General features: G+C 51.1%; 24 protein-coding genes. 7 read left to right on the top strand and 17 right to left on the bottom strand.

The features are described from left to right. Window positions 1-15: 15 nt before the first annotated feature. The 5 genes from JTN23_RS23230 to alaS form a co-directional block, all read right to left on the bottom strand. On the bottom strand, window positions 16-855 hold the full coding sequence (locus tag JTN23_RS23230; protein WP_247237472.1) for a maleylpyruvate isomerase family mycothiol-dependent enzyme: 840 nt from the start codon (window positions 853-855) through the stop codon (window positions 16-18). A 49-nt stretch (window positions 856-904) separates the two neighbouring features. Continuing rightward, complete coding sequence (locus tag JTN23_RS23225) at window positions 905-1,834, bottom strand: hydrogen peroxide-inducible genes activator (protein ID WP_247237471.1); 930 nt, start codon at window positions 1,832-1,834, stop codon at window positions 905-907. 486 nt (window positions 1,835-2,320) lie between these two features. Further along, complete coding sequence (locus JTN23_RS23220) at window positions 2,321-2,962, bottom strand: porin family protein (protein WP_247237470.1); 642 nt, start codon at window positions 2,960-2,962, stop codon at window positions 2,321-2,323. Between the two features lie 82 nt (window positions 2,963-3,044). Beyond that, the gene (locus tag JTN23_RS23215; protein ID WP_247237469.1) at window positions 3,045-3,230 is read right to left on the bottom strand and encodes a hypothetical protein; all 186 of its coding nucleotides are present in this window, start codon (window positions 3,228-3,230) and stop codon (window positions 3,045-3,047) included. Window positions 3,231-3,515: 285 nt separating this feature from the next. Beyond that, complete coding sequence (gene alaS, locus JTN23_RS23210; RefSeq protein WP_247237468.1) at window positions 3,516-6,176, bottom strand: alanine--tRNA ligase; 2,661 nt, start codon at window positions 6,174-6,176, stop codon at window positions 3,516-3,518. A gap of 303 nt (window positions 6,177-6,479) precedes the next feature. Between alaS and JTN23_RS23205 the strand changes: the two genes are divergently transcribed. Further along, window positions 6,480-6,791: a MerR family transcriptional regulator gene (locus tag JTN23_RS23205; protein WP_247237467.1), complete on the top strand. Its 312-nt coding sequence runs from the start codon at window positions 6,480-6,482 to the stop codon at window positions 6,789-6,791. Window positions 6,792-6,879: 88 nt separating this feature from the next. Continuing rightward, window positions 6,880-8,106, top strand: a complete 1,227-nt coding sequence (locus JTN23_RS23200; protein ID WP_247237466.1) for a M20/M25/M40 family metallo-hydrolase — start codon at window positions 6,880-6,882, stop codon at window positions 8,104-8,106. Window positions 8,107-8,229: 123 nt separating this feature from the next. On the opposite strand, the gene JTN23_RS23195 is transcribed toward JTN23_RS23200, so the two are convergent. Next, complete coding sequence (locus JTN23_RS23195) at window positions 8,230-8,844, bottom strand: class I SAM-dependent methyltransferase (RefSeq protein ID WP_247237465.1); 615 nt, start codon at window positions 8,842-8,844, stop codon at window positions 8,230-8,232. Between the two features lie 361 nt (window positions 8,845-9,205). Continuing rightward, window positions 9,206-9,430, bottom strand: coding sequence for a VF530 family protein (locus JTN23_RS23190; protein WP_247237464.1), 225 nt, complete (start codon window positions 9,428-9,430; stop codon window positions 9,206-9,208). Between the two features lie 210 nt (window positions 9,431-9,640). Here JTN23_RS23190 and JTN23_RS23185 point away from each other — a divergent pair, with 210 nt between their 5' ends. Together JTN23_RS23185 and JTN23_RS23180 are read left to right on the top strand one after the other, a co-directional pair. Beyond that, a complete protein-coding gene (locus JTN23_RS23185; protein ID WP_247237463.1) occupies window positions 9,641-10,297 on the top strand; it encodes a hypothetical protein in 657 nt (218 codons plus the stop codon). A gap of 43 nt (window positions 10,298-10,340) precedes the next feature. After that, a complete protein-coding gene (locus tag JTN23_RS23180) occupies window positions 10,341-10,967 on the top strand; it encodes a PRC-barrel domain-containing protein (protein ID WP_247237462.1) in 627 nt (208 codons plus the stop codon). Between the two features lie 81 nt (window positions 10,968-11,048). On the opposite strand, the gene JTN23_RS23175 is transcribed toward JTN23_RS23180, so the two are convergent. Then, window positions 11,049-11,348 carry a chaperone modulator CbpM gene (locus JTN23_RS23175; RefSeq protein ID WP_247237461.1) on the bottom strand — a complete coding sequence of 100 codons (300 nt, stop codon included), beginning with the start codon at window positions 11,346-11,348 and terminating at the stop codon, window positions 11,049-11,051. 13 nt (window positions 11,349-11,361) lie between these two features. Then, window positions 11,362-12,255 (bottom strand): DnaJ C-terminal domain-containing protein, encoded by an 894-nt coding sequence (locus JTN23_RS23170; protein ID WP_247237460.1) that lies wholly within the window; start codon window positions 12,253-12,255, stop codon window positions 11,362-11,364. 178 nt (window positions 12,256-12,433) lie between these two features. Between JTN23_RS23170 and JTN23_RS23165 the strand changes: the two genes are divergently transcribed. Beyond that, on the top strand, window positions 12,434-12,967 hold the full coding sequence (locus JTN23_RS23165; protein WP_247237459.1) for a DinB family protein: 534 nt from the start codon (window positions 12,434-12,436) through the stop codon (window positions 12,965-12,967). Window positions 12,968-13,016: 49 nt separating this feature from the next. Then, window positions 13,017-13,547: a DUF421 domain-containing protein gene (locus JTN23_RS23160; RefSeq protein WP_247237458.1), complete on the top strand. Its 531-nt coding sequence runs from the start codon at window positions 13,017-13,019 to the stop codon at window positions 13,545-13,547. A gap of 47 nt (window positions 13,548-13,594) precedes the next feature. Here JTN23_RS23160 and JTN23_RS23155 read toward each other — a convergent pair whose 3' ends face one another. Together JTN23_RS23155 and JTN23_RS23150 are read right to left on the bottom strand one after the other, a co-directional pair. Next, window positions 13,595-14,899, bottom strand: a complete 1,305-nt coding sequence (locus JTN23_RS23155) for a DUF885 domain-containing protein (protein ID WP_247237457.1) — start codon at window positions 14,897-14,899, stop codon at window positions 13,595-13,597. A gap of 291 nt (window positions 14,900-15,190) precedes the next feature. After that, window positions 15,191-15,643, bottom strand: a complete 453-nt coding sequence (locus JTN23_RS23150; protein ID WP_247237456.1) for a hypothetical protein — start codon at window positions 15,641-15,643, stop codon at window positions 15,191-15,193. Between the two features lie 419 nt (window positions 15,644-16,062). Between JTN23_RS23150 and JTN23_RS23145 the strand changes: the two genes are divergently transcribed. Further along, complete coding sequence (locus tag JTN23_RS23145; protein WP_247237455.1) at window positions 16,063-16,638, top strand: hypothetical protein; 576 nt, start codon at window positions 16,063-16,065, stop codon at window positions 16,636-16,638. Window positions 16,639-16,659: 21 nt separating this feature from the next. Here JTN23_RS23145 and nfi read toward each other — a convergent pair whose 3' ends face one another. The 6 genes from nfi to JTN23_RS23115 all read right to left on the bottom strand — a co-directional run bounded on the left by nfi (window position 16,660) and on the right by JTN23_RS23115 (window position 21,078). Then, complete coding sequence (gene nfi / locus JTN23_RS23140; protein WP_247237454.1) at window positions 16,660-17,349, bottom strand: deoxyribonuclease V; 690 nt, start codon at window positions 17,347-17,349, stop codon at window positions 16,660-16,662. A 43-nt stretch (window positions 17,350-17,392) separates the two neighbouring features. Continuing rightward, window positions 17,393-18,055 (bottom strand): endonuclease III domain-containing protein, encoded by a 663-nt coding sequence (locus tag JTN23_RS23135; protein ID WP_247237453.1) that lies wholly within the window; start codon window positions 18,053-18,055, stop codon window positions 17,393-17,395. Between the two features lie 21 nt (window positions 18,056-18,076). Then, window positions 18,077-18,325 carry a hypothetical protein gene (locus JTN23_RS23130; RefSeq protein ID WP_247237452.1) on the bottom strand — a complete coding sequence of 83 codons (249 nt, stop codon included), beginning with the start codon at window positions 18,323-18,325 and terminating at the stop codon, window positions 18,077-18,079. 77 nt (window positions 18,326-18,402) lie between these two features. Continuing rightward, complete coding sequence (locus tag JTN23_RS23125) at window positions 18,403-19,368, bottom strand: MBL fold metallo-hydrolase (RefSeq protein ID WP_247237451.1); 966 nt, start codon at window positions 19,366-19,368, stop codon at window positions 18,403-18,405. A 154-nt stretch (window positions 19,369-19,522) separates the two neighbouring features. Further along, entirely contained in the window at window positions 19,523-20,431 is a 909-nt protein-coding gene (uvsE, locus tag JTN23_RS23120; protein ID WP_247237450.1) for a UV DNA damage repair endonuclease UvsE, read from the bottom strand. Between the two features lie 65 nt (window positions 20,432-20,496). Continuing rightward, on the bottom strand, window positions 20,497-21,078 hold the full coding sequence (locus tag JTN23_RS23115; RefSeq protein ID WP_247237449.1) for an HD domain-containing protein: 582 nt from the start codon (window positions 21,076-21,078) through the stop codon (window positions 20,497-20,499). Window positions 21,079-21,135: the final 57 nt, after the last annotated feature.

Here is a 21,135-nt window from a genome sequence, read left to right as displayed (position 1 = left end):
ATATGTACAGCCCGATCAGGCCATCACCGCGACCATGGATAGAGCCGTTTCTCCTAGTGTGGTATTGCCGTTGATTACGACCTGAGTCCGGGCGGAGTCGGGGGAGAGTCCCTTCGTGAACAGCTTCCAGGCTACGTCAGGGGCAATGAGTATCTCTGCATCGGGTGAAGTGGTAGGCTCCTGGCTGAGCTGCCACTGCTCGTCAATACGTACCAGGTACCAGTCGCCGCCGATGTCTGTTGTAATCGTAATCTTGATGGTAGTACCCGGGGCGGCGGCAGTATGGCGATAGGTGTGCGGCAGTCCGCGCATGAACGTATCGATAAACGGATAGAATAGCTCGCGGGTCATGAGACCGGGCTTGCCAACGGCCTCCCGGATCTGCTGCTGGTGGTGCCACTTCTCGGTATACTCGCGGGCTACATGAAACCAGTTGGCCGACTGCTGCTCGCCCGCCCAGGCTACCGAAAACAAGGCCGGAGCCATCGGGTCAAGGGTAGTGAGGTACTCTGAGCATTGCTGGCCGGTAAGCTCCAGGAGCTGAGTCAACACGGGCGGACTCATCCGGCGGCTCGCTTTGACCCAGTCGGCATTGAGCTGGTTGAGGTAGTTGACCAGGTCCTGGTAGGAGTTGATGGAGTCCGGCTGCTCGCCAAAGTACCCGTCCCGTGCCCCTAGCATACGGATGTTACCGTCGAGCAGGTGAGCCGCTATGTCCTTTACTTTCCAGAGGCGGGCAATGGTAGGCTTTTGCCAGTCATCGGGCGTAAGTGACCGGAGTAGCTGGATCAGTAGCCGGTCCAGTTCGGGGAACAGGTGAACGGTGGGAATGGGGACTGTGAGTGTGGTGGACATAGAGGATGTGTATGAGTATGTTATATGCGGCAAATCTACTATACTACGATCAAAGTACCGCCACGTCATCCGCCTGGTTACGTAGTGAATCGGGTACTATATTCATGATAGTAGTACGCAGTACATCAATCAGATGGCTCTTGACCTGTTCGCGATTGACGACCATACATACCTGCCGGGCGGGCACGGGTGCCTGAAAATGGCGGATGTTGGGCTGGCGGTCAGCCGGAAGTTCCATCACGGCCATCTCGGGTAATATGGTGATCCCCCCGCTGCGATCCACCATCCGGATGAGGGTTTCGATGCTGCCCGAGCGGTACTGAAAGCTTTGCGACTGACTATTTTGCCGTAGCTCGCACAGTTTCTGAATCTGGGTACGGAAGCAGTGGCCTTCCTCCAGCAGCCACAATTCTTTTGGGTCAATGGCCTCGGGAAGTATGTAGTTTGATTTATAAAGTTCGGAGGTTCCTGATACATATACATAGAAACGCTCGTGATACAGGAGGGTCTCGCTCAGGGAGCTGTCGTCGGCGGTGGTAGCCATAAGTCCCACGTCTATATTCCCGTGTTTCAGCTCGGAGAGTATCTTCTCGGTGATCATCTCGTACACGTGGAGGCGGATCTGAGGGTAGGTCTCAGTGAATGTATTTACAAACAGCGGCAGCAGGTAGGGGGCAATAGTGGGTATAATACCTACCCGAAGGTCACCCGATAGATCGCCGTTGTACTGCTGAGCCATCTCCTTGAGCTTACCGGCCTCGCGAAGGACTACCCGGGCCTGATCGATGATCTGCCGGCCAATGGCCGTAGGTACGATGGGCTGCTTGGTCCGGTCAAAGATTTTTACGTTCAGCTCATCTTCCAGCTTTTTGATCATCATGGATAGGGTAGGCTGGGTGACGCAGCACTGGTCAGCTGCCTGCACAAAATGCCGGTGCTGGTCTACAGCTACTATGTATTCTAACTGCTGTATATTCATTTGTTATAGACACTATCTATGCAAATATAGAAATTATCAGTTTGTGTTATATGTTTAGTGTGCCTATCATTGTACTTACAGATACGGATCGTACAGGGGAGGGAGACAAGAGAGCCGGACAGTTCCAAGGGAGTTGACAGGTGTAGGCACAAGCGGATTCTCTACCGCAGCCATACTCCCTACTACCAGGCTGATTCCAAACTAGGTACTTGTATTGCTCAGGGACTGGGCATCCTGATTGCGAAGAAGATGATGACGCACGCATAACATCATGATAATAGAACGGATAGTGAGAAAGGGTACCTGCATTGCGGGTACTCTTTCTGTTTTACAGATACGGGTAGTCAGGTCCGGCCTCCATGGGTGGGAGCAACCGAAGGTACAGGCTTTGATTCCTGTTCAGTAGCCGATTACGAAAGTATGAGAAATAAAAAAAGCAGGTACCTGTAAGTACCTGCTTTTGTAGGATGGGAACTGTTCTGATTACTACTTAGTCTGTAATGTTCCCGTACGTGAACTATACGTACCAAATGGGAAGCTGAGTCCCAGATTAATACCCCAGTTTTGGTTTTTCCATACACGGGGATCCACTTTTGTCACATCCAAAAATCCAAGTCCGTAACGTACGTCTGAGTTCAGCCACAATTTCTGACCAACGCGCACGTTCAATCCGGCACCAAGTGTGGCTCCTACATCGAAGCCATTGTACACGCGGTTGTTAGAGTCGCCGTTAATATTGTTACCATTTATATCTCTGGCACCTACCAGGAAGTTGAGGTTGGGACCTATAAACAGTTTGGGACGTACCGCATTACCCCGTTCGCCCAGGTAATAGGTCAGTAGCAAAGGTACCTGTAAGTAGTTCAGGTTTATCTCGTTTGATTTGTTGTTTGTCTTGGCACCCAATTGAGTGTAAAGCACGTTACCGGTAAAGCCGAATCCGCTTTCGGCGCTGTAGTTGAAGAATCCCCCCACCGTAACACCTGGCTTCCAGTTGTTATTGGCTATATCTCCCCGGAAGTTCGAGATCGATACGCCCACCATAGGTCCAACGGAAATGTTTTCCTGGGCCATTGCCTGAGCTGCAAAAAACAAAATTGCGGTTGATAAGAAGATGATTTTTTTCATAGCGGTTGTCGGATGAGTTAGTTGAAAATTAACTGTCGTTTTCAATTTTCTGAGTGTATGTTTAAGTGAATAAAAGAAGTTGCTACGTATCTCTCATAGTACGCAGGAGCTTAACTCCCGACGAGAAAAAGATAAACCCAAGAATTCCGAATACCATTAAATTCTTGAAACTATCCGAGCGATTATCAAGGATCTGGATAGCGGTATAGACCAGAGCCCCGATCCCAAGGATAGTCAGCACGATTGCGAAAAGTTGTTTTGCGTTCATAATCTCAATACCTGTTACGGCGACGTTTACAGATCGAGGTTCAAAATACATTCCTGAGAAGTTGATGAAGCTGCATTTAAATAATAATTAATTGATATACAGGTAGTTGTGTGTATAGAGGCATCTATTCCTTGAAGAGCTGGAGTAGAATAGTTGTGGTAGATTATCTACAAAAAGGATAGTAAGTACAACTGGTATGAGGAATTACGCTATGGTCAAATAATACAAAAAGCACAGCCTTATATAGATAAAGCTGCGCTTTTGGTGGATGTAAAGTCCAAGTTTTTAGAATAAGCCTCTGGCTTTTTCCAGGGCCTGATCCAGTCCTTCGGGGTTAGAGCCTCCCGCCGTAGCGAAGAAAGGCTGACCACCTCCGCCACCGCGTATTTCTTTCGCCAGCTCTTTCACGATCTGACCGGCATTCAGCTGCTTCTCCTTCACCAGTTCTTCCGCTATGTATACCGACAGTTGGGGTTTGCCGTTCAGCTCGGTACCCAGTACGGCTACCAGGTTGTCGACCTGCTGGCGCAGCTCGTACGACAGTTGCTTCAGGGCATCTACATGAGGTACCTCTACCCGCTCCACCAGCAGGCTGTATCCATCCCTGGTCTGTACCTTGCCGGTCAGCTGCTCCTTCAGAGCCTGTACTTTTTCATTTTCGAGAGCCTCAATGCGCTTCTGCAGAGCGTTGCGTTCTTCCTGCAGGCTTTCCACTGCCTTCACCAAGTCCTTAGGAGCTTTGAGCAGGTCTTTCAGGCGGTTCAGCGTTTCTTCCTGCTGACGCATCAGTTCCAGGGCTTTTTCTCCCGTGATGGCTTCCACCCGACGTACCCCGGCCGATACCGATCCTTCGGTCGTGAACTTGAAGAGACCAATCTCACCGGTTGACGGTATGTGGGTACCTCCACACAATTCCAGCGAGAAAGCCGGATCGAATGTGATCACCCGCACAAAGTCGCCGTACTTCTCACCGAAGGTAGCCGTAGCGCCCATGTCCAGCGCCTGCTGAATGGGTACATTACGCTTCTCATCCAGAGGTATATTCTGACGGATCTTTTCATTCACTATATCTTCGATCTGCTTCAGCTCTTCGTCCGTTACTTTAGAGAAGTGGGAGAAGTCAAAGCGAAGTACTTCGTCGTTGAGGTATGAGCCTTTCTGAGATATGTGGCTTCCGAGTACCTGACGCATGGATGACAGCATCAGGTGCGTAGCCGTGTGGTTGGCCATGATCTTGCGGCGACGGGCCTCGTCAATACGGGCCGTCACTACATCGGCCTGTTGTAAGGCTTCGTCAATGTTTTTATCCTGCGAGATATGCACAAAGAGGTCGTTCTCCTTGCGGGTATCTACTATATGTATAGTTTTTTTCTGACCGTTTACCTCAAACTCCAGTACTCCCTTGTCACCTACCTGACCACCCATTTCGGCGTAGAAAGGTGTACGGTCCAGTACGATGTGGTACTCTTCGCCAGCCTTTACCTTCACCTTGCGGTACTTCACGATGTAGCTTTGGGTCTCGGTGAAGTCGTAACCCAGGAACTCCACGCCTTCTGATTCGCGCAGTTCCACCCAGTCGGTGGCTTCCTTGGCGGCGTCGGTGCGGGAGCGGGCCTTCTGCTCGGCCAGTGCCTTCTGGAATCCTTCCTCGTCGATCTTAAATCCGTTTTCACGGGCGATCAGCGCCGTAAGATCTACCGGGAACCCGAAGGTATCGCTCAATTCAAACACGGCATCACCCGGCAGGGTATTCTGGCCTTTCTCGGCCAAACCCGCTGTAATCATATCCAGACGCTTCAGACCAGCCTCCAGGGTGCGGAGGAAGCTCTTTTCTTCTTCCAGGATCACCCGCGACACAAACTCCTCCTGCGCTTTCAGCTCGGGGAATACATCCTTGAACTGCTCGGCCAGGGTAGGGATGAGGCGGTTCAGGAAAGGCTCGGTGAAGCCCAGGTACGAGTAGCCGTAGCGTACCGCGCGGCGCAGGATGCGGCGGATCACGTAGCCTGCCTTTACGTTGGAAGGAAGCTGTCCATCGGTAATGGCAAATGATACGGCCCGGATATGGTCAGCGATTACCCGCATGGCCACGTTGGACATCCGGTTGCTGTTGTTTTCCTCCTGGCTGTAGGTCTTACCGGATAGTTCTTCCAGTACTTTAATGGTATTCTGGAATACGTCGGTGTCGTAGTTGGAGGTCTTCTGCTGAATGGCCATACACAGACGCTCGAAGCCCATTCCCGTATCAACGTGGCGGGCCGGGAGCGGGATGAGCGAGCCGTCGGCCTTGCGCTCAAACTGCATGAATACCAGGTTCCAGATCTCTACTACCTGTGGGTGATCGCGGTTAACGAGCTCTTTACCCGGTACCCGCTCTACTTCTTCCGGTGAGCGCAGGTCCACGTGGATCTCCGAACAGGGACCGCAGGGGCCGGTATCACCCATTTCCCAGAAATTATCCTTCTTATTACCCAGTATGATCCGATCTTCCCCAACAATAGGCTTCCACAGGTCCCAGGCCTCCTGGTCGAAGGCTACGCCTTCCTGCTCATTTCCTTCAAATACCGATACGTACAGGCGGTCTTTGGGTAGCTGGTACACGTCAGTCAGCAGCTCCCACGCCCAGGTAATGGCCTCTTTCTTGAAGTAGTCACCAAACGACCAGTTGCCCAGCATCTCAAACATGGTGTGGTGGTAGGTATCAAAGCCTACTTCTTCGAGGTCGTTGTGCTTACCGGATACCCGCAGACACTTCTGGGTATCGGCAATACGACGCGAAGGAGGAGTACCATTTCCCAGAAAGAAGTCCTTGAACTGCGCCATCCCCGAGTTGTTGAACATAAGGGTGGGGTCGTTCTTGGCTACCAGCGGAGCCGAGGGGACAATGATGTGTTCTTTGCTGCGGAAAAAATCAAGAAAAGCCTGTCGGATCTGATGCGAGGTCATTGTATGTACAATTGGTATATGAGTCCGTTTTACTTCCTCCATCCTCCCAATGAAAAGCCTCTTAGAAGAGAGTACATTTGGAAAATAAGGTTGAAAATTCCCGCAAAGTTAGTGAAAATAATAGTTGTGAACCACGTAAAAGCTTGATTTCAGAGAGCCTTCTCAGCCAAAGGTTGGTAGGTAGCCGGGTTTGACTCTACTTATCCCTGGCCAGGTCCTGCTATACATGTAGAATTGTACAGATCCGGGTGTGGCAATTGATAGGGAAGCCTGCTATCTTTGTGTATATAGCATCCAGAGCCCATGAGTAAACCAACCAAATTATACTACGATACAAATGAGGTGGCCGAAATAGTAGGCTGTGAGCCTTCCGCACTGCGTTTCTGGGAGAAGAAGTTTCCGCATCTGAACCCCAAGCGCGATTCGCGCAACCGCCGCCGCTACACCGAAGCCGATATAGAAATAGTTCGTAAGATCATGTACCAGAAAGAAAAACAGGGCCGTACGCTCAAAGGTACCCGTGAGCAGCTCAACCACCGCGAAACGGCCCAGAACCTGATCCACCGCCTGACCCGCCTGCGGGAGTTTCTGGTGGAGCTGAAAGAGCATATGTAAGTCTGGTAGTAGTCTTTTTGCCTGACTGTCAAATCAAAAGCAGACAGGTGGTAGTTATAGCTGTGACTACTCACTTTGTCTTTACTCTATGAAGAAGATACTCCTGTTACTGCTGATTGGGACGTCCGCGCAGGCCGGTTTTGCCCAGTCACTCAATGCCAATGAACTCCGAAAACATGTAGAAGTACTGGCGGCTGACTCGCTCGAGGGCCGGGGTACCGCCACCGTGGGGGAGATCAAAGCCGCCAACTATATAGCCGAATCGTTCCGAAAGTACGGACTGGTATCACAGGGCCGAAACGGCGACTACTTTCAGCCGTTCGGGCTTATGATTCCCTTTGAAGGAGTACCGCATCAGGTTACGGCCCGCAACGTGGTAGGGTATCTGGATAATGGCGCCGCCAAAACCATCGTGATCGGAGCCCACTACGACCACCTGGGGCGTGGCTACCAGATGGGCTCACTGGCTTCGCAGGGCAAAGGGGTGATCCATAATGGAGCCGACGACAATGCCTCGGGTACGGCAGGTATGATGGAGCTGGCCCGGTACCTGGCGGGCAATGGCGTTAAGGAGCGGCACAACTTTCTGTTCATTGCTTTTTCAGGTGAGGAACTGGGGCTGCTGGGCTCCAAGTACTACCTCGAAAATCCCACCGTTCCTCTTACTAGCATATCCTTCATGATCAATCTGGACATGATCGGGCGGCTCGATACGCAGAGAGGCCTTACCATTGGTGGCTGGGGTACCAGCCCTACCTGGGGGAAGGTAGTACCCGCCCTGGCCAGGCAGGACAATATGAAGTTCGCGGTGGATTCGTCGGGAGTGGGGGCTTCGGATCATACTTCTTTTTACCTGAAAGGTATTCCGGTCCTTTTCTTTTTTACGGGAGTACATAGCGACTACCACAAGCCCACCGACGATACCGATAAGATCAACATTGACGGTACAGTACGTGTAGTGCGGCTGATTGCTAATCTTATTACCAAAGTCGAAGAGGATACTGCCGAGCCCCAATTTACTCCGGCCGGAAACCCCCACAGCGGCATGACGCAGTCCTCCTTTAAGGTGACGCTGGGGGTAATGCCCGACTACGCATACAGTGGAAAAGGACTTAAAATAGACGGTGTACTCGAAAACCGACCTGCCCAGACAGCCGGCATACAAGCCGGGGATGTGGTAGTCAGGATGGGGGAGTACCCGGTCCAGGACATTCAGGACTACATGAAAGCCTTGGGTAAGTTTGAAAAAGGGCAGACGGCCGAGGTAGAGGTACAGCGGGGGGGCGACCGAAAAGTACTGAAAGTGACTTTCTAATAAAGTAAATAGTAGTATTGTGTCGGGCTGAGCGGACAGGGCCGCCTGGCGGTCGAAGCCCCTCCAATATAAAAGAGCTGCTACAGGTAGGAATGTAGCAGCTCTTTTATCTTTTATATAGTACTACTGCTTTATAGCATCTACAATCAGGGAAGTATATACCAGCTTGCCGCCCTGGTTGCGCTTGTCGTGGTCGGCGGAGCGCATAATGAGGCCATCCTCGGGGCTCCAGTCGGCTTTGTGAAACTGGCCCTGCTCGTCGAAGTACTCTACCAGCCTTACCTTGTAGCCCAGGCCTTCCAGAAACTCCGTCATGAGGCGGTAGTTGTACAGTATCTTATGGTCATCGGCTCCTTCACCGGTACCACCCGGCTTTACCATGCTGATATAGGCCGGATCGGGATGAAATCCATCGGGTACCGCTACGCGCAGAAATCCCCCCGGCTTCAGAAAGGTATGGCAGTTGGCAAAGGCCGTCTTTCCATCCTGCTCGGTGAAGTGCTCCCACACGTGCTCGGCCAGGATTCGGCTGATAGAATCTTCCTTGAAGTACTGGCGCCAGTCTCCGGCTTTGAGGATGTTGAGGGTTTCGATATCGGTGTGTAGCCAGCCTGAGTAGGTAGTATACCCCGAGCCTATGACTACCTTGATGGGCTTACTTTCGTCGTAGGTACTGAGCTGGTACAGGCTGGTGGGTTTTTTGAGCAGGTCGGCTAATTTTCTCTGCAGATAGGACATAGTAGCTATCTTATGGGTAGTCTGGTTTGAGGCACAAAGATAATGGAATGATACAGATTCTATCCGGTAGATATAAATAGACCAATGTATAAAACATATCAGGCCGTCAACTGGTATTTATAAAAATTTACAGCGTATATTTCTTAGGAACTATAAAAGACATCGTCATGGCAAAAGGTAAGAATCCTTCCACGAATTCCCCTAAGAAGGAATCCGAAAAAACACTCAAGGAAAAGCGGGCTGAGAAAAAGGCCAAACGTGATAGCAAAAAAGACTACTAACCGATCAGACGTAATCAGAGAAATTAGTACCTCCGGACTTTTCGATGGAAAAGGTCCGGAGTTTTTTTTATAAGTACTTACTACCGCCGTTCCAGCATGCGCAGGTACAGGTCCTCTACTTTCTGACGGGCCCAGGGCGTTTTCCTCAGAAACTTCAGACTACTCTTGATACTGGGGTCGTGGTTGAAGCTATTGATGTTGATATGGTACCCCAGTTGCTCCCATCCGTAGTAATCCACCAGTTCGTTCAGGATCATCTCCAGCGTCTTGCCGTGTAGCGGGTTATTGGGTTGTTCGACTGCCATGTCCGATTAATGCTATATTATTTTTTTGCTGATCTACCTGCAGGTACCTTATTTCCTGCGTAAAGGTACGGTTTTATAGCTGTTGTAACAGACTACATGTAGTGGTTTTAATGTTACAGGTAGCCAAACATTTTAATAACAAATTGGTATAAAATGTATAGAGTATTGCACTCTGACGGTTGTATGTTCTAATCTAAAAATCCGCCCCATATGACAAACATGGATGTTGAGAAGAAGAACCGGGGATTTTCGTGGTTGTATATACTGGCCCTGCTGCTGTTTTTATTAGTACTGGCCATTCTCTTCTGGCCTAAGAGTACCAGTACCAGTCAGGACGATGTACCCGGGCTAGCCGCCACTGAGGCCATGACCGCCTCTGACGATACCTACGCTACCGATGATAGTACCGGAGGGAATGCCACCATGGCGCAGCCCGTACGCTCGTACGTCGACTGGTCCGCTACTATGTCCGGGCGTGAGTCTGATCAGGCATTTACCAAGAGCGGACTCATGAGCCTGGCCGATGCGCTGGCTGCCGTAGCTGAGCGGGCTCCCAACCTTAATCGTGACCAGATCAATAACAAGCTAAGTACAATGAGGAACAAGGCCAGTGCCATTACCGGCAACTGGGAAAGTACCGCGCACGCTAGCAAGATCAGGGAAGCGTTTTGGGCTAGTGCCGATGTGTTCGATGCAATTCAGCAGAGTTCCTTTCCTGATTTGAAGCAGGATGTACAGGGCTTACGTAATGAGATTCAGCGGCTGGATGCTCAGGCTCTAACGCAGGATCAGAAGAATAAAGTAAAGGATGTATTCAGGGAGGCCTCGGATGTACTTCAGAAGATGGAACAGAACAGAGGTCGCTAGTATATAATCGTTGATTTTTGAAAACTACTAAACCAAGTTAACTATGGCAGAAGATAGAATTGGGAATACTGAAAATGGTGGTAATGTAAAAGATGACACCCTGTACCGGCTCAACGAGTTGAGTGACTACAAAGTAGCGGATCATAGCATCGATATCCGGGGCATGCAGGTCAAAAGCCGCGATGGCCGCATTATCGGGACCATCACCGACCTGGTAGTGGATAAGGTAGCCGAGAAGGTGCGGTACTTTGATATGGAACTGGAGGATGACTTCATGGCCGACAGTGATCATACCAACATCCACCTGCTGGTACCCATTGGAGCTGCCCGTCTGGATGATCAGGATACTTTCGTCTATATAGACCGGATCGTGACGCACGACGAAATGCAGCACTATCCACGCCCGTCCAGCCGGATTATTACGCGGGAGTACGAGGAAGCGGTTGTCAACTACCACAACCGACCCACCCTGTATACCGGTACCGGTGAGGAGTATACTCCTGGTACTGGTGAATATTCGACTACTACCGGTACTACCGGCCTTAACCCGAGTCATACTCCTGGTAGTGAGGATGATCCCATCATTGCGTATGACAGCAAAGATGACTCTGCCTTCTATAATCAGGATTGCTTCAAAGAAGGAAACCTGTACCAGAACCGCGGACTATAATCTGTTAACAACGGATTCAGCTCCCGATAGTACTTCAGGTGTCGCAAACCCGCGACACCTGAAGTACTATCGGGAGCTTTTTTATAGATCTCGTTCGTAATGGCGTAGCCGGTTTCGCAGCAGCTTTATTTCAGCCTGCATGGCTTCGTGGCGCTCGAGCAGGTGCGTAATGGCTTCGATACCCGCCAGGTTGATCCCCAGCTCCTGGTGCAGGCGGACCATCTTTTCCAGCAGGCACAGCTGGCTGCTATGGAGGTAGCGGGTTTGCTGAATCCAGACTACCTCGATCAGGCCCGTCTCCTGCATGGATTCAAGCAGGGAATCTTCAACATGGTAATGAGTGCAGAAATCATCCGCCTTGATGAGCTCTTCTGTTTCCATGATTACTCAGAGGTTAGGACTTTGATAATTCTCTGAAAAGATCTTTCTGCCGTTCGGTCAGGTTGGTAGGTAGCTTTACCGTGAACGTGACGTACAGGTCACCGTACTGACCTTCCTGCTTATACACCGGAAATCCCTTGCCCTTCAGCCGCACTTTTGTACCATTTTGCGTCTCCGGCTTGACGGGAAGCTTTACCTTACCATCCAGTGTATCCAGTACCACCTCGCCACCCAGTACGGCGGTGTACAGGTCCAGGTCGGCGGTCATGTACAGGTCATTGCCTGACCTCCTGAACCGCGGGTGCTCAGCAATTGAAAACGTAATGTACAGATCGCCGTTGGGACCGCCGCTGGCACCGGGGCCACCATGTCCGGCTATCTTGATCGTCTGACCATCTTCAATGCCAGCAGGCACCGTGATCCGGATGTTCCTTCCATTGACGCCCAGGGTACGCTTGTGAGTACTATAGGCCTCTTCCAGACTGAGCTGTAGCTGGGCCTGTAAGTCCTGTCCCCTAAATCCGGCACTGCTCCGGCGGGTTCGTTCACTGGCTCCAAACATGGACTCGAAAAAGTCCGAGAAGTCGGAGAAGTCGCTCTGGGCACCCGCTCCCGAGTACCACTGGCCGCGGCTCTGTGACCGCGATTCCCGGGCCTGCCTGGCCTTTTCAAACTCTTCAGCGTGCTGCCAGTCCTTGCCGTACTGGTCGTACTTCTTACGTTTTTCCGGGTCGCTCAGTACCTCATTGGCCTCGTTGATCTGCTGAAACTTCTGCTTGGCTGCATCATCATTCGGGTTGAGGTCGGGGTGGTACTTGCGAGCCAGCTTACGATAGGCATCCTTTATGTCTTTTTCGGTAGCGTTCTTATCTACCCCCAGTATTTGATAATAATCTATGTAGTCCATAGGTCCAACGTGTGGCTGTGGTTTTATCCTGTAAAACAAAAATCTAAGGTTAAGCCTCACAATAAGGCTCTCCGCTGGTGCTATGTTATCAGATACTATGCTTTATTTGCCTATAATCAACAAGGTAGAAAAATAGAAAGTTTTCCAACCAAGCATTTGTAAATACTAGTCTGATTGTATGACACAGCAACCCAAACTGGAGGTATGGTTACGGGGACCACTACCCGATATGCCCCCTTTGTTACAACCCGTTGCGCATGCCCTGCTGCAGGCCCGGGAAGAGGTACAGGCCCTGATGAATGGCTTCGATGAAGAGGATCTGTGGAAGCGTCCGGCCGGACTAGCATCGGTGGGATTTCATCTGCAGCACCTCACGGGCGTGCTGGACCGCCTGCTAACCTACGCCCGCGGCGAATCCCTCACTACTGAGCAGATGGAGTGGCTGAAAGGCGAAGGCAAACCTTCCGAAACGGGTACTACGGTACCTGAACTAGTGGAGCGATTCGAGCAACAGGTGGACCGGGCGCTGGAACAACTCCGCACTACCGATGAGCAAACACTCACGGAGGTACGTGGCGTGGGCCGGGCGCAGATACCCTCTACGGTACTGGGGCTGCTGGTGCACTCGGCCGAACATACCATGCGCCATCTGGGCCAGTTGCTGGTGACAGTCCGCGTGGTGCAGGGGGGGGACGCTGTAGCCCTGGCGTAAAAGATTCATTTTTTTATAAGCCGTAATAAACATATGATCCACTTAATCTATGCAAAAACTATTTTTTGATAGCTGGGACAGTATTATCAGAAGCCTTATTATAACCATACTAGCCTATTTCATACTGGTTTTTATGCTTCGGGTGTCCGGCAAGCGCACCCTGTCCAAAATGAATGCCTTTGATTTTATTATTACCATTGCGTTGGGATCATCGCTGGCTACGGTGGCGTTGAGCAAAGATGTGGCCCTGGCTGACGGAGCGCTGGTATTTCTGTTGCTGGTGCTACTCCAGTTTGTCATTACGTGGCTATCCGTGCGAATACCCTTTGTAAAAAATCTGATTACCGATCAGCCTAAGCTACTCCTGTATAGGGGAGAACTGCTGGATGCCACGATGAAGAAAGAGAGGATTACGGTAGAAGAAGTGTACGTAGCCGCCCGAAAACAGGGAATAACGGATCTGGGAGCAATAGATGCCATCGTCCTGGAAACTACTGGCGATCTGACGGTCATTCCCAAAGTGCCGGAGCAACATGCCGAAACCCTGCAGGATGTAAAAAACTATGGAAAAGCTACATAAAGACTTCTGTTGACAAGCAACCGAAGTCTTCATGTATAGTTTATAGTTTATTTCAAATCCGCCGGGGTAATTGGGTTGCTGAGCAACTCGCCGAAGAGCGACCAGCGCCTGTCGGGAGCCGAGGCCACTCCACCGTTGGCTTCGATGTAGTTCTTGACCAGATCCTGACCGTAGTTGTAGCAGATCACGTAGCTGCGGTAGTTGCGGATAAAGCGGATGGAATTGGCGGCTACTTCGGGGCTGAACAGGCAGTAGTCGGTCAGCCAGCGCAGGGCCTCCTGCTCCGTCATGGTACCATTGACCAGACCGCGGGCAGCTTCGTTGCGGGCGTAGTTCAGCTCCGACCGCAGGGCCAGCATCGTAAAGTACTGATCGGCTTTAGTAGCGTCCAGCCCTGCCAGCGGGATAAGTATTTCCTTAGCAAATTTGACCCTTTCGTCTCCCGGAAAAGCTACGTCTATACCGTAGTTGGCGCTGCCTTCGGCAATGAGCGACTGCGGGCTAAACAGCGGGTACAGCGAGATCTCCACCCAGCCCTTGTCGCGGTAGAGGTTCTTTTCGAGCAGCAAATTGTACACATGATGGCCCGGGTAGCCTTCGTGGCAGGCCAGATCAATGGCCCGCTCAATGTAGATGGGCATATCAATATTGATCTGGATCAGGCTGTTGTACTGGCCCTGGTACCAGTTATAGCCCGACCAGGGCTTGTCGCGGACGTACTCGAGCCGGAACGACTCGCTGGGAGGCATCTTAAAATTGGCCGTAGTACGACGGCGCGCTTCCTCAATGGCGGCCCTGAATACCGTATCAATCTTGTTCTGGGGGATCTTGTACTGGTTGGATAGCACCTGTACCCGCTCCTGCACGCTGCCCTTACCGGGTAGCAGGCTATCGAGCCGGGCGATCAAAGATTTGAAGTGCGCCTCTGAATACACGGGTGCCTTTACTCCGAACAGGTCTTCCGACTCTTCATCAAAAGAGGCGTACTCACCCGTAGCAATCCGGATGCGGCGGCCAAAGGCTCTGAGCTGTTTGGTCATCCACTCGGCCCGAACCCGTAATGTGTCAGAAGTATTGGTGCCGTCAGTAAAGGGCTTGAGCTCAGTGAGCAGACTATCTACCGCCCCCAACAGGCTATCCGTGGGAAATTCGGCGCTCTTCCCACCCGTGGGCTGCAGCGAGTCAGGGCCGTAGTAGGCATCCACAAAGGCCGGGTCGTACTGCCCGATGGTCAGCCCCAGGCGTACATAGCGCGTGGCTATTTGATTAAGTGCATCTCCCGAAGGAGCTTTGGTTTGGCAACCGATACCAAACAGACTGAGACACAGCAGGCTTATAAAGATATGTTTCAAGGTGGTAGGAGAGGATTGAGTGTCAAGGCTTCCAATTTAGATAAATCCCCCCAACCTGCCAATAGCCGACTATTGGATATGTATATCGAAGCGAGTGGTGACAATCCTTAACCCAATATACTACCATCCGCTATTACGGGAATAGCAGCCTGCCAGGTACCTTGGCGGTACCTCTATACGTACTTCGTAATATAAGTTGGAATGGGATTCAACCATACGCGTTACTCCAAAACGTTCATCCCGTGTGGGTTACATTTTGGAGTAGAGGTGTAGCTAAGAAAAGTACAATAGCTATCGGCGGCTGGGGTCAATGGTAAACTCAATCAGATCAACCTCTTCGTCCGATACCAGGCGCAGGCTCAAAAGACGCTTGCGCATATTGCTCAATACCTCCTGTTCCGAATCTCCGGCGGTCGTAACCAGGTCCTTGCCAAAGTGAAGCTTGCCCCACATTTTGGCCTGGTAGTTAGACTCCAGGTTGATAATCAGCCTCATAGACTTTAGGAAGGCAACCACCTGATCCAGATCTTCGTATCGGCTTATCTGAATAAATTCACCGGTTTCCAGCTTTGTTACCTGAATGTGATTAAACTCTTCGTCTCCAATCCTGAACTCACTCCATTCATCACCCTGGGTAATGTTCTGTTTGATTTCTTCGATTGAACTAGCCTTAAATTTAAAGTCATTCATACCTCCGCGGGGGGAGATTGTGTCAAAGGCGAAAACAAAAAAGTCTTTTTTCATTTTCAAGTCAGTATGTAAATATGTATCAATAATTTAGATCGATATAGATAAGTGTACAGCAATAATAGCACCAAGTATTCTTTAATTCAATCTTGGAAATATTGAATTTTTTCAGGGTGTAACTTTTGTTGAGTACTTCTCTTAAAGTTACATAATAAGTTTTGAAAAGTCACTAGCTTTAGCTATAAGGTAAAGAGAAAGAATACAGAGATTGTTTAAAATAATGTGCCAGAAGCGGCCGTTCCTGAGTGGAAATTTAGTCTGCGGTAGGACGGAGCCATCTGGCCGTAACCCGTTGTAGTAAAGAATTATAAATAAGTGCTGATATTGTAAGAAGTTCTGTGGTGTTTCGTAGTAAGATCTAAAACTAAATGCTTTTCAGTGGATAGAGTATATACAATGTGGAGAAAGGAAAAGGTATGAGAAAAATAGTTTGCCTGTTTATACTGGCAATATGGCTGCCGGTGGAGTTAATGGCGCAGCCCAATCCGATTGAGGTGTACCAGGTAACGGTGGTTACCAATTTTGGAAGGAGGTTCAGTGGGTATTTGTATGATATAACCAGTACACAACTTGTCTATGCGGGTACTCCTACGTCAATGAAGGTAGGAGCGGGTATCGGGCAAATCCCGTTGCGGGACATCCGGCGGGTAAACGTCTACGGCGGAAAGAAAAGGGCCGGTGCCATTGAGGGAGCCATTATAGGTGCGGCCGGTGTCACCTTCCTGGCCCTGAAGTCACTGCAGAAGTCGCCGCTCCGAAGCCCCGTCATCACAGGTATAACCCTGATGCTTGCGGCAGGCGGTGGGGCTGCCTTTGGATCGTTTGTGGGAGCGGTGGGTAGTAATATGGGGCGAAGAGGGTTCAGAGTCAGCAATAAAGATGGCGATGAGTCATTTCTCCGGAGTCAGCTTACCCCTTTTACCTATACGTACCAGATGAACCGCAGTCAGAGCAATCCGGATCAGTACTATATGAAGGAACCTTACGAGTAGAGGCACACCCGGGCAGGTGACCTAGCTGGAGGGAGTATACTTACGCCGGAGGGCGTTGACGTGCAGGTGCGCGCGCCGGGTCGGCTCAGGTATACGGTAGCCCCCGTCGCAACGTAGGGTCAGGTCCAGCGCCGTAGGGAGGTCGATCAGGTGGCCGGGCGAGATGAATACGGGATTGACCTTATTCTTGGTCCTGAGGGCCGCTCCTACGGTTTCCTTCCGATGGATCATGGGCGACCAGGTACCTCGCGTAGGCTCCGGCTGTTCAAAAGTACCCGCCAGTACTGATTTGCCGCAGCCAAAGGTTGGGCGGTTGAGCCACAGACCCATGTGGGCGGCTATGCCCATTCGCCTTGGGTGGGCCGTGCCGTGCCCGTCAAACATGACCACATCCGGCTCCGTTTGTAGTTGTTGCCAGGCTTCGAGCAGGGCGGGGCCCTCGCGGAAGGTCAGCAGGCCCGGTATGTACGGAAAAGGTGCTGTACTCACTACCCCCGCTTTCTCCACTACTTCCAGCGTATCCAGTCGCAGTACTACTATACCCGCGTACACCGTTTCTTCAAACTTATTAAAGGAGATGTCACAACCCGCTATGGTCTGGGGGGGAGAGGCAAGCGGCTTGATCTGGAGTTGCTGCCGGAGCTTTTGCTGGATATCTACAGCTTCGGCGGGTGTTACATCCCAGCGGTGAAGGTCGAGGTGTTGGGCCATATCGGGTAGTTTAAGAAAGTAGGTACTTAATCAGCAAGTTGGGTTAGCGGTGACGCGTTACACCTACCTGCTCGCACCACTGGAGCACCGGGCAGGTGGAGCAGCGGGGCAGAGTGCCGGTGCAGATGTGCTTCCCAAACGGCATAAGCAGGCGATTGATGTGGATCCACTGTTCCTGAGGTACTTTCTCTTCCAGTACCTTCAGGGTTTGCTCCGGTTGTTTGGTCAGGACGTATCCCCAGCGGTTGACGACCCGATGTACGTGTACATCCACACTGATAGCGGCCTGCTTGCTGGCTACGCCCAGTGCCAGGTTGGCACACTTGGGGCCTACGCCTTTGAGGGCCGTTAGTTTTTCGAAGTCGACAGGTAGTTCGTTGTTATACTGCTCTACTGCGGCTTTGGCAATTCCCAGCATGGTATAGGCTTTCTGCTCCGGGTAGGTACTTCCGTACAGTAGTTCGGCCAGCTCTTCAGGACTTAGCCGGAGAAGTTCCTGAGGCGTACGCGCCTGGGCAAACAGCCTAAGCGAAACCGGAATGGTAGTTTCGTCAAGGGTACGGATGGAGATAATACAGGAAATCAGCTGCTCGAACAGCGAAGAATAACCACGCTCAAACAGTTCAAACATAGCCGCCTTGGGAAAGGGGCGAATGGCCTCTTCGATGCGCTCGAGTACTATGTTCAGGTCAAAACCTGGCTTCATGGCTACCGGTACCTCCCTGGTTTAGACCTTACCGTGATTGTCCCAGTGGTCTTTGATGACCTTCCCCGTCGGGTCTTTGACCAGGGTGCGGGAGTAGCGGTAGCCTTTGATGAGTCCGTCTTCGCCCCGGGTACCCAGGTAAAGCAGGATAGGATTGCCTTCATCATCAGTTACCATGGTAACGTCGTATCTCTCAAACCTGGCGGCAATGGTACTGGAAGGGGCGTACTTCTTATCCAACTGTTTCTGCAGTTTTGCTCCTATTTTCATGGTGTAGTGTAACTGTAATGGAATAAATAAAAATACGGGACAGCCTGCTCATGAGGCTGCCCCGTATGAAAGCGTCTTTATGAGAAAAGTCGCTTTCTCTGCGTATAGATAACCAAGCCAAGAGCTACCAGTCCCACAACACCGGCTATACCAGCCAGGCGGGTAGTCTTATTATCCTCGGTTTCCACTTTGGGAGGTACAAATACCACCCCGTTGGAATTGACAATAGCCGGACGATCCTTATAGCGGCCAGTAGTAGGTCGGGCCTGTGCGACAAAGTTATGAGCCAGCTCCTCGAGTTGTTGCTGCATGGCTTCACCCCGCATGGGCTTTCCGTGTCCGGTAGCTACGATTTCGGGCTTCAGTTCGGCCAGTTTATTAACCGATAGTTCGGAGGCGGTCCAGTCGTAGGTAAAGTAGGCGGGAGGCCCCGAGATGCATTCCGTCTGCAGGAATACCGATAAGGCAGACTCCTGCTTGGTTGTTACGAAGGCATCGCCGGCTATAAGTACTTTATCTTTTTCGCGCCACAGGCTGATATGACCCGGTGCGTGACCCGGTGTATGGATATAGCGCCAGCCACTCAAACCAGGTACCTTGTCGTTCTGGGGGAGCCGTTCCAGGCGGTGTTTTATATTAATAGGAGCTTTGGGATACAGGTCAGCCATCCAGGCCATCATACCACCACCCACGGTTGGATCTGGTGGTGGGTACGACGATTTGCCGGTCAGATAAGGTACTTCCATTTCGTGGGCGTATACTTTTACATCCCACTCTTCGGCCAGCTCCTTCAGAGAGCCCACGTGATCAAAATGACCATGAGTAAGTATAATGGCTTCGGGACGACTATCTTCACCAAACAGCTTTCTTGCCATTTTTCGTATCTTGGAGGCGGAGGTCTTTAGTCCGGCATCCACAAGTACCCAGCTCTTGTCGTGCTGGTTTTGAATCATAAAGACATTGACAAAATAGTCCTTTAAGCCCCAAATGCCATCTGCTACTTCAAAGTAAGCCTCTTTCGAAGCGGTCATCTCTTGCTCCATAGTTATGCGCTTATAATTGGTACAACGTTTAGTATACAGCCGTTATAAGGTAAAAAAGCATGCCATCCGGTAGATGCTGCCGCAGAAGCCTTTAAAGGAGCAATTGAGAAGCCGAAATCAAAGTATGTGGAGGGGAGCCATTCCCCAGCCTGCCCTATACATCCACCGCAAATTCCTCCAGGTAGCGTTGTACAGCACGTTCCTTGGCTTTGGCCTCCAGCATGATATCGGCATCCTGCCCGTACAGATTAATATGCTGGTAGATATAATCAGCGTGCGCTACCTCACTTACCAGTTCATCCTCGTATTTTTTTCTGGAACTTGAGTAGTGGATAACCGGACGAATGGGTTTGGGCCAGGTACTTACGGCTGTAAGCATAGCCTCCTCTTCGCTCCATCCGCCCGTGCATAGTTGATGATGCAGGTAGTCAAATACCAGCGGGATGCCGGTGCGCTGGTGGATCTCGAGCAGGTCGCTGGTCGAGAACATATTAGCCTTGTCGTCGTTTTCGACGGTCAGGCGGAGGCGGGCGGTATCAGGGAGTTGCTGGTAGTTGTGGCAGAACCGGTCAATGGCCGAAGGCTTATCGCCGTAGGCTCCTCCTACGTGCAGATTGATCTTGGCAAAAGGGGTACGCGGCAGCCCGATCATGTCCATCACTTCTCCGTGCTGCCGTAGCTCTTTAATGGTTTTTTCAAGTACCCCCGAATCCCTCGTAGCCAGTACATTGAAGGGGCCGGGGTGATAGGTGAGGCGCAGGTCGTGTTGCTTTACTTTTTCACCTACGCGCGCCAGTAAGGTCCTGATCTCCGCGATGTCCGGCAGATCATCAAATTCGTACTCACTCATCCACGGGAACATGTTGCTGCTCAGGCGGTACAGCAGCACCTGGTTTTCTATGTTCCAGTCGATGACCTTCTCCAGATCCTGGATATTCTTCAGCGACAGCTCCGAAGCATAGGGTATGCCTTTTTCCTGAAAGGTTTTTTTGATCATCTGACGACTGACCTGAACCTTCTTCTCAGCCAGAAACATATTTATACAGGCGTAACCTATCCGCATCTTAGTCTACATTTAGTGTGAGTCTCCTACTGCTGCACAACGGCTTGTGGTAGTCATAGGTTTAGTCAGGAGTTGCTGGCGGCCTGGCGGTCGTAGTACTCCTTGAGTATTCGCTTACTCTCGGCTACTGCCTCCAGGGCTCGCTGGTAAAGTCGCTGGTCACCCCCTTTCATGTGCTCGAGTAGGGTAGTACTTTCATTCACAAATACCTTCCCAAACTGCTTATCGTGCCTGACAATATCCAGGCAGTTGTCGATGAGGTCGGCGTACTTGACGGTCTGGGCCATCGGATCAGCTTTGCCCAGCCGCTCGGCCTCCCGCCGACGCCGCTTTTTGCGGTTCAGGTGGGGGTAGTTTTCCTTGGTAAACTCATCCGTCAGATCTTTCACCAGCCGGTAGGTCGTCTCCGCTACCGGCCTGTCCATGACGGATTGCAGGTACTCTCTGAGCTGGTGGTGCGTAACGGGTGTATCCTCAAGTACATCATGCAGCAGAGCTGCGGCCAGAACAGCAACCTGTTCAGTATACTCTTTGCATAACTTCATCACCGCCACCGGATGAACTATGTACGGCTGATTACTGTACTTGCGTTTCTGCTCGCCGTGCGCCTCTTCTGCATACTGCCGGATCTTCTCGAGTACTTCCATTCGCTCCCCTCTATCAATAGGGCTACAAGTAGCCGATTAGACTATACCTCTTCGTTA

The organism is Telluribacter roseus (genome assembly GCF_017355915.2).
Lineage (GTDB): Bacteria > Bacteroidota > Bacteroidia > Cytophagales > Spirosomataceae > Telluribacter.
Note: the sequence above shows the minus strand (reverse complement) of the source record. Positions and strands in the feature narration are given on the sequence as shown.